The sequence below is a fragment of the Flavitalea plasmicola genome (assembly GCF_030546645.1).
Taxonomy (GTDB): Bacteria; Bacteroidota; Bacteroidia; order Chitinophagales; family Chitinophagaceae; genus Puia.
In genome coordinates, this window is record NZ_JAUOTO010000002.1 from 916,909 (window position 1) to 929,591 (window position 12,683).

Annotated in this window: 9 protein-coding genes; 5 read left to right on the forward strand and 4 right to left on the reverse strand. The window is 44.9% G+C overall.

All coding sequences use genetic code 11. The features are described from left to right. The first annotated feature begins 130 nt into the window (after positions 1 to 130). From Q4E93_RS08930 to Q4E93_RS08950, 5 genes are all read left to right on the forward strand, one after another. The gene (locus Q4E93_RS08930) at positions 131 to 730 is read left to right on the forward strand and encodes an RNA polymerase sigma-70 factor (protein WP_303584415.1); all 600 of its coding nucleotides are present in this window, start codon (positions 131 to 133) and stop codon (positions 728 to 730) included. Positions 731 to 895: 165 nt separating this feature from the next. Further along, positions 896 to 2,092 (forward strand): FecR family protein, encoded by a 1,197-nt coding sequence (locus Q4E93_RS08935; protein ID WP_303584416.1) that lies wholly within the window; start codon positions 896 to 898, stop codon positions 2,090 to 2,092. A 276-nt stretch (positions 2,093 to 2,368) separates the two neighbouring features. Further along, positions 2,369 to 5,662, forward strand: a complete 3,294-nt coding sequence (locus Q4E93_RS08940) for a SusC/RagA family TonB-linked outer membrane protein (protein WP_303584417.1) — start codon at positions 2,369 to 2,371, stop codon at positions 5,660 to 5,662. Between the two features lie 9 nt (positions 5,663 to 5,671). Continuing rightward, positions 5,672 to 7,093, forward strand: a complete 1,422-nt coding sequence (locus Q4E93_RS08945; protein WP_303584418.1) for a RagB/SusD family nutrient uptake outer membrane protein — start codon at positions 5,672 to 5,674, stop codon at positions 7,091 to 7,093. 27 nt (positions 7,094 to 7,120) lie between these two features. Further along, the gene (locus tag Q4E93_RS08950; protein ID WP_303584420.1) at positions 7,121 to 7,819 is read left to right on the forward strand and encodes a DUF4397 domain-containing protein; all 699 of its coding nucleotides are present in this window, start codon (positions 7,121 to 7,123) and stop codon (positions 7,817 to 7,819) included. 69 nt (positions 7,820 to 7,888) lie between these two features. Here Q4E93_RS08950 and Q4E93_RS08955 read toward each other — a convergent pair whose 3' ends face one another. The 4 genes from Q4E93_RS08955 to Q4E93_RS08970 form a co-directional block, all read right to left on the reverse strand. After that, positions 7,889 to 8,170 carry a hypothetical protein gene (locus tag Q4E93_RS08955; protein WP_303584422.1) on the reverse strand — a complete coding sequence of 94 codons (282 nt, stop codon included), beginning with the start codon at positions 8,168 to 8,170 and terminating at the stop codon, positions 7,889 to 7,891. 98 nt (positions 8,171 to 8,268) lie between these two features. Continuing rightward, the gene (locus tag Q4E93_RS08960) at positions 8,269 to 8,733 is read right to left on the reverse strand and encodes a MauE/DoxX family redox-associated membrane protein (RefSeq protein ID WP_303584424.1); all 465 of its coding nucleotides are present in this window, start codon (positions 8,731 to 8,733) and stop codon (positions 8,269 to 8,271) included. Continuing rightward, on the reverse strand, positions 8,730 to 11,849 hold the full coding sequence (locus Q4E93_RS08965) for an NAD(P)/FAD-dependent oxidoreductase (protein WP_303584426.1): 3,120 nt from the start codon (positions 11,847 to 11,849) through the stop codon (positions 8,730 to 8,732). Before Q4E93_RS08965 ends, Q4E93_RS08960 begins: the two co-directional genes overlap by 4 nt. Before the next feature lie 400 nt (positions 11,850 to 12,249). After that, positions 12,250 to 12,618 (reverse strand): helix-turn-helix transcriptional regulator, encoded by a 369-nt coding sequence (locus Q4E93_RS08970; RefSeq protein ID WP_303584428.1) that lies wholly within the window; start codon positions 12,616 to 12,618, stop codon positions 12,250 to 12,252. Positions 12,619 to 12,683 lie beyond the last annotated feature (65 nt).

A 12,683-nucleotide genomic window follows, 5' to 3' on the forward strand; every position in this document is an offset into this window, starting at 1 on the left:
TCCTGTTATATTAAACCTCTCCTCTTAGGGCTAAGAACGACCCGTCTTTGCATCCTGTCCTTATTTCATTTTATTTATTGTTAGGGCATTACCGTCCATGGCATGCCGTTTATCTGAAGGCAATTTTTTGATGGAGCAACCCGAAAACGATCTTATTGTCCAGTTTAGCCAAGGTGATAGCGTAGCATTTACAGCTATTTACAACAGATATTACTCCAGGCTGTATTACTTCGTCAAGAGGTTTGTGACGGAGCGTGAGGATGCCGAAGACATCACGGCCGACATCTTCGCCAAATTGTGGAAGATGCGTCACAATTTACACACCATCAAAAATATAGAAGCATTCCTTTATATCACCGGCCGCAACGCCTGCCTGGATTTTCTCCGTCATATACAACGGCGTAACCAGCGGCAGAAGGAGCTTATCTATGTATTGCTGCAGTCACCCGCGGAAGGCGAACTGGATGAGGACGTGAAGACGAAGGTCTTGCGGTCTATTTACGCGGAAATAGAGAAATTGCCCCGCAGTACCCGTACCGTCTTTAAAATGGCGTACCTCGAAGGAATGTCGAATGGAGATATTGCTTCAGCGCTTTCGATCAATAATCAGTCGGTGCGCAATTACAAGCTACGGGCCGTGAAACTTTTACGTGTTTCTTTGTTGAATAAAAACATGTTGGTTGGCGCACTGATCGGTCTTTATTGTAATATATTGCGGGCTTTTGAATAGAATCTTTATTGGAGGTTCGCGATCATGTCTTTGTCTCTCCCCTGATATATTTTCTTCATACGATTATTAAGAAATCTTTAAATTTTTGTGATTTTTTTGAGTACAATGGTTGCTCCCTGCCGTCATACTACAGTGCGCGTTTTCAATTAAGTGTAAAACACTGCCATGGGCCCTACCAACGAAAGGATAAAGGATCTGATTATTAAGCACCTGAAAGATGAGCTGACGGTCGAAGAGCAGCTGGAGCTGCAGGAATGGATACGAGCTTCCGATGAGCATCGTCTGGTCTTCGATCGGCTGAGCGATCCGGATGGTCTGAATGAGGAGCTCAGGGAATTTCATGAGATCCAGGCTGCTATCTGGAATAAGGTGGATGCCAGGATCAAGGTTCCAGGGTATTCGTCTACCGTGGTTCGTCCTCTCTGGCCCCGCGTTCGTGTATATGTCGTCGCCGCTTCTCTCCTCATCATATTTGCTACCAGCTTTTTTTGGCTGGCTTCTCTGTTTCATGCTCCTTCAAAAGCCCGTTCTGTGCCAACTCCTGTTGTCGCACAGGACGTGGCGCCTGGAGGGAACAGGGCGACATTGACGCTGGGGGATGGATCCCGGCTGGTGCTGGATAGCGCGGCAAACGGACGTCTCGCCGTTCAGGGCGCCGCACATGTTTCAAAGGAAAAGAACTTACTCTCCTATACTGCCGGCACTGAAAAGGTTGCTTCGCCTGCCATCGTCTACAACACGCTGACCACGCCCCGGGCGGGACAGTTTCAAGTCGTGCTGCCTGACGGAACGAAAGTTTGGTTGAATAACGCCTCGTCGCTGCGCTACCCTACTTCCTTTTCCGGGTACTCCCGGATAGTGGAGCTTACCGGCGAAGGCTATTTCGAAGTCGCGAAAAATACGCGTCCTTTTTCCCTGAAGGTTCGCGGCCTGTCGGTGAATGTACTGGGGACGTCCTTCAACGTGATGGCCTACGACGATGAGCTGCGTAGTAAGACTACCCTGATCACGGGGAAAGTATCCATAGCCGCTGCCTCCGGGAATTCCGTACTATCCCCGGGAGAACAAGGCATTGTCGATCATTCCGGAGCCATCACCATCTTAAAAGACGCCGACATCGCCGCAGCGACTGCCTGGCAAAGAGGATTTTTCCAATATGCCAACGCCAACATCGCAGACGTCCTCCGTCAACTGGCAAGGTGGTACGATGTCGAAGTAGTATTTACCATGCCGATCCCCGATAACTATACGTTCGATGGTGAGATTGACCGCAGTCTGAATCTGTCGAGGATCTTAAAGCACCTGGAGAAACCGGATTTGCACTTTCATATTGAAGGGAAGAAGTTGATCGTATCGAAATAACTGTTATACACCTCTGAGAAGTTTTTCTCAATAAACCTTCTCCGCGAGATGCACAAAAAAACCGGAAGTGTAGCGAGCACATTCCGGCTAAGTTCAGGTATCTCAAGATTAGATTCCGCAAAGATTCCATTTGTTACACCTAAACTTGACAAAGGTATGCATTTTACTTTTCAGGTTGGCTGTCCCCCTCGTGCGGGTAGGCCATCCTCTCCAAAACAGCTGATAATGAGGCCCGTCCGCGGGGTTGCCTCATTACCGAAACAACTACTATTGGCCATGCAAGCATCTGCTGTACTATTATTCGCATTCTGCCTCCAGGTAAGCGCTGCTACCTACTCACAGACCGTCAGCTTTACGGGGAAGGATGTTCCGTTGAAGACTGTCTTTGCTTCGGTGAAGAAGCAAACAGGGTTTGGGTTCTTTTATGAGAATGGGGAGGAAGCGACGCTCAAGGGGGCGGGTAATGTGACGGTGGATCTGAAGAACGTGGCGTTGGATTTGTTCCTGCAAGTGTGTCTGCGCGATAAGCCGCTGGAGTACACGCTGGAGGGGACGACGGTTTTTATTAAGAAAAAGGAGGTGCGGAGTTCTGTGACTGTTGAATCGTCCGATAGTTCGCGTATTCCGGAGATCAAAGGAAGGGTGACAAATGATAAGGGTGAACCGTTGGTGAATGCGAATGTGGTGGTGAAAAGGACGGGAAGGGGGACGGTGACGGATGCGAATGGAAGGTTTACGTTGCACAATGTAGGGGCGGATGATGTCATTACTGTGAGTTTTATAGGGTATAAGGCGCAGGCTGTACCGGTACGGGATCGGAGTTCGTTTACGTTGGTAATGGAGCCGGCGACGAATGAGTTGGATAAGATGGTGGTGCAGGCTTATGGGACGACGAGTCAAAGATTGGCTACGGGGAATATTGGGGTCGTCAGAGCTGAAGAAATTGCCAAACAGCCTGTAATGAACGTAATGAATGCACTGCAAGGACAAGTTGCAGGTACTGTAGTAACAAATACTAGTGGTTATGCCAGCGGCGCCGTCAAAATTGAAATAAGAGGAAGAAATACAATCAATCCCAATTTCCCTTCTGATCCGCTGTATATAATTGATGGTGTTCCCTTAACGATACTGGACCTTGCCGGAGGTTCAAGCTATGCCGGAGGTTCACAGGGTCTGATTCAGTCAGGTCTCTCAAGCCCAGCAAACGGACAAAGCCCTTTTTTTAGCTTAAATCCATCGGATATCGAGTCGATTAGCGTCCTAAAGGACGCTGATGCAACTGCAATATATGGTTCAAGAGGCGCCAATGGTGTGATCTTGATTACGACAAAAAAAGGCAAAGCGGGAAAATCACATATTGATATAAATTTATATAGCGGATACAGCCAGATAACAAAATACTATCACCTGTTAAATACTCCGCAGTACCTGAAAATGAGGGAGGAGGCGCTAAAAAATGATGCTATTCCCATCGATGTAAACTCCGCCCCGGACCTAACTGTATGGGACACGACCAGATATACAGATTGGCAAAAATATGCCTTTGGACACACCGGAAAGGCAACCGCAATTGATGTGAGCCTGTCAGGCGGAGACAATCGAACAACCTTTAGAATAGGAGCAGGGTACAATAGACTAACGGAAATACTGACCGCCGCCGGTGATAATAAGAGAGCGTCCTTATCGGTAGGCATAGATCATAAGTCTACAAATCAGAAGCTAGTGATCTCTTTATCTGGAACATATTCGGTCTCTTCCAGCGACATGGTTTATACACCGCAGGTACTTACACTTCCTCCCAATACTCCCCCTGTTTTCACATCACAACATAAGATAAACTATTCGGCTTGGACACCACTCAATGATAAAGCAGCCCTATTCCAGGCTCTGATTCAACCCTATAATTTTAATACCAATTTTCTTAATAGCAGTATATTAATAAGTTATGAGATTATACCGGGTCTTGTAATCAAATCCAACCTTGGCTATGACTATGCTCAAACCAACCAATCTTATCTCGTACCGATACAGGGTCAGGATCCTTCTCTAAATCCTACCGGAACATCCAGTTTTGGCTCGACAAATACACATAACACCATCATTGAGCCACAAATAGAATATACATCTTTTATCGGTAAAGGAAGACTTAATTTGATGGTAGGGGCTTCCGAACAAGACAACAAAACGTCTACCATCTTCTTATCGGGCTCCGGTTATGTTGATGATGCATTGCTGAGTTCTGTGCAAAATGCTCCTGTCAAATATGCAACCAACGGAGTTGGAGAATACAAATACGAAGCACTTTTCTCCCGCCTGAATTATAACTGGGAAAATAAATATATTATGACCCTGAATGCAAGAAGGGATGGTTCCACAAAATTCGGGCCAGGAAGACAATTTGGGAACTTTGGTTCGATAGGTATGGCATGGATTTTCACCGAAGAAGGCTGGTTTAAAAAAAACGTCCCTATATTAAGTTTTGGCAAACTAAGGGCCAGTTATGGAAGCACTGGTGGAGACCAGATACGAGACTACTCGTTCCTTAGCCTATGGGAATTCTACCGTTATACCTACAATTCCATATTGCCATTGACACCGACATCCCATACAGACTCCACACTACACTGGCAGGTAAATAAAAAACTGGAAAGCGCCATCGAGCTCGGTTTTTTGAAAGATAGGTTCAATTTACAAGTTACATGGTATCGAAACCGTTGCAACGATCAGCTAGTTCAATTCCCAACTCCTGCATTCACGGGATTCTTCTCTGTCACCTCCAATAGTCCGGCAAATGTAGAGAACTACGGATGGGAAGTTAATTTAACCGGGAAAATAATAGGCGCCCCCCATCTCTCATGGAATACAAAATTCAATATAGGTATCAATAGGAACAAACTATTATCATATCCCAATCTGTCTCAGTCTCCTTATCAAGACTTATATAAAATCGGGCAACCTTTAAGCATCTCAAAATATCTCCATGTCACAGGGGTTGACCCCCAAACAGGCCAGTACACATTTCAGGATAAAAACAAAGATGGCCAGATAACAATTGATCAGTCAAATCTTACATCAGACGACAGATACACCTATAATATGGCTCCTATTTATGAAGGAGGTTTCACAAATGAAATAAGTTATAAAAACTGGAATATCTCTGTTTTTTTTTACTTTAAAAAACAAAGAGCAGGAAGTTTCCTATTGGGCACAAATCCTGCCGGCGATAATACCAATCAACCGACCTATGTAATGAACAGATGGAAATATCCCGGGGATGTCACCAACGTATCAAGATTCACTACGATGCCCCTTACAAGCGATGGATTTTTCACCCAGTCCGACGCAATGATCTCTGACGCTTCATTTGTGCGCCTTCAAAACCTCTCTTTGTCGTATACAATTTCACAGGATAAACTAAGAAAGATTGGCATCCAGAACTGTAGATTATATGTCCAGGGGAACAATTTATTCTTCATTAGTAGTTATAAAGGATTGGATCCGGAAGTAAATGCATTTGGATCGCTTCCAAAAGCGAGAATACTTACCGCGGGTCTTTCATTAAATCTTTAATGCCATTCTATGTTACAATCTAGAATATTTTTAGCAGTTTTTCTTTGTTTAATGCTAGCCAGTTGCAAAAAAAATATCAGTATATCACCTCCAATAGGGTTAATATCGGCACCAGTAGTATTTTCTTCCGATGCAGAGGCGATTGATGCGGTAATGGGTATTTATTACAAAATGATAAACAACGGCCAGACCTTAACCAGCTCTGGAATGACTATTTTTTCGGGAATGAGTGCTGATGAGTTAATCCCCTTTGACCAGGCAGCAAGTGGCTCTTATGCGCCGTTTCAACAAAACAATCTTACAACAACGAACAGCCTCGTAAGCAACGTATTTTGGGTTCCCTCCTTCTCCATCATCTATCAGGCCAATTCTATTTTGGAAGGTTTGAAAAATTATTCTGGTGTTTCTGACTCAGTGCGTGAGGAATTGATTGGAGAAGTCGAATTCACTCGGGCATTTGCAAACTTCTATCTCATAAATCTGTTTGGCGACATTCCGCTGGTAACATCTACAAATTGGCAAAAGACGGGTTTGATCGGCAGAACACCAGCATCCGAAGTGTACGGCTTGATCTTATCTGATTTATTAGACGCCCAGGCAAAATTGCTACCCGACTATTCGGCAGGAAATGGACAACGCATTGTTCCAAACAAATGGGCAGCAACGGCACTACTGGCCAGGGTGTATTTATACTTGGGAAGATGGTCCGATGCCGATAGGGAAGCTTCATCAATTATTGAAAACACAAGTTTATACTCCTTTACGGACAGTTTAAACCATATCTTTTTAGTTAATAGCTCCGAAGCGATATGGCAATTACAACAAACCAACCAAGCCGCTTCTTATAACGCCACTCCCGAGGCGGCACTTATTATTCCTTTAAAATTAAACTCCAATTCAAACCCACCACGTTTTTTCTTAAGTCAACAACTGCTTGACTCTTTTGAACAGGGTGACCTGCGAAAAAAATTCTGGATTGATAGCACCACTACCTTTGGAAAAAAATACTATTTCCCATACAAATACAAGGTGGGGCCAGGGCAAGCTAAACCCGTCGGAGGTTATAGTGAGTACTATATGGTCCTCCGGCTGGCGGAACAATACTTGATTAGAGCAGAAGCAAGAGTCTATGAAGATAAGTTAAGTGACGCCATTGCAGATATTAATGCTATAAGAAGTCGGGCCGGCTTAGCCGGCACCAATGCATCATCCTCCATTGATCTATTAACTGCAATAGTACATGAGCGAAAAATAGAATTCTTTTCCGAATGGGGTCACCGATGGCTTGATCTTAAAAGAATAGGACAAGCCGTCAACATATTAAAGCCAATCAAACCATTCTGGTCGGAAAACTCTTTGTTATATCCTATTCCAAGAAATGAAATTGTAAAAGACCCCAACCTAACCCAAAATCCAGGCTATACTTACTAATCACACATGAACATAAAATGCAGCACAATGAAAAATCACTTAAAATTACTTCTATTATCATGTATCATGCTTTATAGTTGTAAAAAAAATAATATCCCCACCGGAGGGGTATCGCTCAATATAGTTCTCGCAACGGAAGACATACCATCTTTGTACACATATTTTACCCCCACTCCTGCTGATTTCTACAACCAGCAAACTCCATTATATTCATTAACCGGCATGGAATACTCCGTTGAACCAGGAATCAGTACCATCTCTCTGGTCTCGTCTGCTGACACTACCAATACCTTGTTGCAAACATCCCTCAACTTATCCTCCGGTGGCATTTATTCATTCTATATATACGGTAATGCTCCGAAATTTGATACAATATTATTAAAAGACACTGTACCTGCAATTATCGACAGCTCCTCTGGAATACGTTTTATTAATCTTGCATCCGGAAATAGTTCATTTAAAATCGTACAGCAAGTAAATGATGCTTCCACTCCAGACACCATAATCTTAGAAAATAGAGAAATAAATAAATTTAAAAATTACCCAGCCACTCCAGATCTGCCAGGATTCTATAATTTCGACATCTATGATCGTTCATCCGGTTTGTTCGTCACGACGATAACTTGGTATTATACCCTACATAAAAATAATACCATAGTGATATTTGGCTCACAGGACCCATCAAATCCCACCCCCATCTCCTTTTTTCAGATCAATAATTATTAAAAAAAGTCAATGAGATGTCTCTAGGCACACCTCATTGACTTTAACGAAATTACACTTGCTTTCTTATTACTAGAAAGTAGTTTTAACTGGAGTATAAACGCCACTTACGATCTGATACAGATAGTAAGTAGAACCGCTAACAGAAGCAGTCAATGGCGCAGGAATATTACCTACCGCTGCATTGAAATTTCCACTTACAGGAGCACCAGTAGTGATCTGTTTGGCGACGCCGCTAGTAGGTTCATAAAGCCACAAATTGGTTGGATTTGCGAATCTTGCTTTACCGGCAAATACACCAGCGGTAGTTAGCACTAAAGCAGCAGCGATGAAGAACATTTTTACCTTGTTCATAAAAAAGTGTTAATAGTTAATAATTTTGCCTACTCTCTCAAAGGTTTTCGGCTCTCCCTTACCTGTTTTGATACGGAACAGATATTCCGTCACCTGCCCTAGCTAGCATCGGCAGGCATATTGCGCAAAAATTTCGAGTCGGATTGGCGAGAACCCAAAGGCCGCTGAAGAATCAAAGCGACAAAAGACAACCAGCAAAAAGCCAACGCGAACAACATTTTTTCTACCCAGTTCGGCTTCGCCCATAGCGCATGAAAAGGCCAAAAAAGACGATGTGTGAATAGAGATACTGTCATAATCCAAAAAACAAATATTAGCAGTGTTCCTATTGATACATATAAGGCCCATTTCCTAAATCGAGGCAAAAAGAACGATATGGCGAGAATTATCTCACCAATGGGAATGCTGTACTTAAGCACTCCCGAGACAGGATCTAACAAGGGAGCATAATACATCCAGACCCCAAAATTTTGCCAATATGCCACCTTATAAATCCCATCATAAAAAAAATTCATCATCAGGATAAAGCAAACAATCTCCACAATAATCTTTCTCGTTTTCATATCGCAATATTTTTCTTTTTTAACTCCTCTTCCTTCCCCCATTTAATAATCCCCTCTGCCGCCAATACCCCCATGCACAAACTCACGACGATGGGGAACACCTGGTAGCGCAGCACGATCGGCGAAGCGAATATGCTAAATCCCATATTTAACAGCCATAAGAACAGCATTATATAGAGTAGCCGATACAATCCCTTATCTCCTTGCTTGAATCCTGTAAAAGCCGCCAACCCAGCCATGCATATTAGCAAAAAAACATTCACCAGCGTCCCAACGAAAGGATACACTTGCGCGACCGCAATCCTCGTATTCTTATTATTGTGATCTCTCACCTTCTGTGTCTTATAATTGAACCAATTCTTCGCCAATTGTCCCACACTATCCCCACCCATATTGTATACCCCCAAGAACTCCGGTGGCGGAACTGCATATTTTACAGAGTTAGGTAGGAGAAACTCAGCAGCAAATTGTAACGGATATTTCTTAATTAAAAACATCGCGTATTCAGCATACAAAGGCCCTTCGGCAGCCCACCGCTTAAAAGCGGGCGTCACCGTATCTTTCTTCCAATCTCGGACCATATACTGCACCAACGGCCCTTTATCGCTCCACAAATAGAAAAAGCTGGCAGCAGAGTCTTCGTGAGTCAACTTCACCCTACTCAACGTATCCATATGCTCCCTCACCATCTTCTCCAATCCTGCAAACCTCTTCGGCACCTCTCCCCTTTGCGCTGCAGGTATATGCTCATACATATACAACGCATTATTCGCCAGCTGCCACCCACCAAAAGCCGAGAACTGCCTTTTCCCCGTCACTTCCAGCATCTTATTACTCGTATAAGCAAACGACCCCAATACCAGCAAAACTCCCAACCCGATGCCTGCCAGCTTCCGCGGCCAGCTCTGCCGGGACAGCAGGAAAGCCAGGATCGAGATCAAAGGATAATAGATCGCATTGTACCGCACCGTAAAACAAGCCAGCAGCAGCAGGGCATGGACCCAGATCTGCCAGCGTCGCGGTTGATAGATCACCCAGAGCAGGCTTGACAGCCACAGCAGGCTCAGCCCGATGAACAGCGCATCCGCAGATATATAGTTGCTCACATACAGCGCCACGGGATTAAAAAGAAAGAAGGCGTACAATATATTCTTGACAACCTTGCCTGGCTTTAGAAAATACAGCAGGGTAAAAAGAAACACCATCCCGCTGCACTGCATGAAAAAGTACTGCACCCCCACCACCACCTTGTCCGAATGCGTGAACACACTGATCTGCCGCAGGAATTTCGAATAAGCCACCGGCCACATGTTCACGTCCGCATTCGTATACGCTGCTTCCAGGTAGCTATACGAGTCAGGCATATAGTTCGCGAAAGGGTATCTTATCTTAAAGAGTACAAACTGGATTAAAAAAGCGGCCAGCGCAAATACCACATATCCCCGGTTCCATTTATTTCGCCAGAGATAATCCATAAAGCCTGGAACGCCCTGCGGACGGGTCTGCCCTGATGGCCGTACTTCCTGTTGCGGCTGGGTGGTAGCAGCCTCCTTCTCCTCATGATACTCCTGCTCCGTATTGATCGCCCAGAGGTTGGCCTTGGCCGTCTCCCCGGCGATGATATTGTCCACCGCCACCATTGCTGTCAGCATGGAATGGTCGGCATTATTGTATTTGTGCATCCCGTTGCGGCCTACAAGGAAAAGGTTGGCGAATTGATCCGTAAAGGCTCGCACCTTATCAAATCGATCATAAGTCCCGAAATAAGCCGGGTAGGTCTTCTCCATCCGTTTCACCGTGATATCCAGGACATCATCCACCCTTGCCAATTCCATCTTCTCCAGTTCCCGGATAGCCAGTTGCTTGATGGCCTCATCGTCCAACGCCCAGAAGTCATCGGTTTTGTTGCAGAAATACTCCATCCCAATCCAGGTGGTGTTGGGGTCCTTTATCATCCCATCCCCCCAATTGTTATAGATCATTAGCCGGCCCACCTTCACATCCCTTTCCTGGATATAGATCCAGTTGTCCTTCAGCTCCAATTTCTCATATACCCCCTGTTTATTCCGCGCGGACAGTCGTTTGAGCAGGATACCGACATTAATGAAATCCCGGTATTGCAATCCTGCCGCGATCTCCCTTACTTCCTCCGGAACCCGCCCATCCAGGTCGGCAATGAGTTCCTGCACTGGCATGGTGGAAAAGAAATAATCGCCTTCCCATGTCCGCACCTCTCCTGTGGCGCTGTCTGTGGTCGTCACGGCTTCAATGGCTCCTTCGACCTGGCAGATCTGGGTTACATCCTGGTTGAGATATACCTTGCCCCCCATCTCCTGCACCTGGCGGGCCACTTCTTCCCACAGGGATCCCGGGCCCTTTTTGGGATATAAAAACTGTTCGATCAGGCTGGTCTCGGTACCTTTTTGGCCCAGATCGCTCCCCTTTTTCTTAGCAAGGTTTTTCACTGCCTGGGCGATGGCCTTGCTGAGTGAAACCCCTTTGATCCGTTGAGCCCCCCACTCCGCAGATATTTGGTGACAGGGAACACCCCAGACCTTTTCCGTATAATCCTTAAAAAACAACAGGTACAGCTGCCGCCCGAACTTATTGATGATAAAATCTTCCAGGCTTTTCTCCGGCTTACGGGGAAATAGCCGCACCCATAAAAAAGAGAACATTATCTTAATGGTACGTACCAATCCCAATGTCCGTAATGTATCGATGCTCAATTGTATGGGATAGGCGAAGAACTTACGAAGGAAATAAATACGTGTGAGCCGCTGGATCACTAACATCACTTTATCAGGGTCTTGCGTAGTCGGGCTTGTCTCTACGGTGCGGCTTTTATTCTGGTAATGAATGGTCAGATCATCCTTACCTTCCGCTTGTAACGGATATAACTTCAACCACCAGTCCATCACTCTATCCGACTTGGAAAAAAAACGATGCGGGCCCATATCCATCCTGTTGCCCTTATAATCCATCGTCCGGGATATCCCTCCTATATATTCGCTTTTTTCCAGAACGATCGGCACAACGTCTGTACGTTTCAGCAACTCATACGCAGCTGTCAATCCTGCCGGTCCCGCTCCTATTATAATTGCTTTCTTTTGCATATACACCTTTTTCGGATAAAGAATTACTTGTCTCTCCTGGATTCTCCAAAAGGGAGCTTCTCTTTCGCGCATGCGAAGGACTTTTACGCCGGACAAAAAACCGGCATACTACTATATCTCACGCAGTAAGACCTTAGAAAATCTGCCCTGAAGAACGGGCGCTACTAACCGTTAAATGTGGTGGTTGAATTTCTCTGAACTATTAGTGGATGACCGTACCTTCTGAACAACTGCAAGTACGATGCTGAAGATTAGACCTGTTGATACATCGGATAATGATTGTGTATTTCATATGACTTGTCTGGATAGGTTTGAATTAAATAACTTCAGCAAATCTACAACCTCTAACCACTCTCTTCCAAATTTTACTGTTTCCCAATCGACAGCTTTAGTTAACCGATCAGCTAACTTTCTCTGAGAGTTTTTCATTACGGATCGATAGTACTCTATACCGTGTCGGCGACACCTTATGCAGTCTGGTAAACACTCTTGTAAAGCTGCTAAGCGTCTTGTACCCGCACTCCATTCCAATGACTTTCACCGGCTCTTCCGTCTCCCGCAACATGCTTCTCGCCTTTTCCATACGCATATTCGAGATCAATGCATGCACGGACGTGCTATACATTTGATGAAATCCTTCCTGCAGCTTGGTGCGATTGAGTCCGAATTCCCGGCAAATAGCGGATATGGGAATATCCTTCGAAAAGTTTTCCTGGATGAATTGTCGAACTTCCAGGAGCGTGGCAATGTCCCTCCTCTTTGTGATCATATATAGACAGGTTTAAATGGCTGGTAAAGTAATTATAGCCAATGATCAGAGCACAAGGGTTTGGT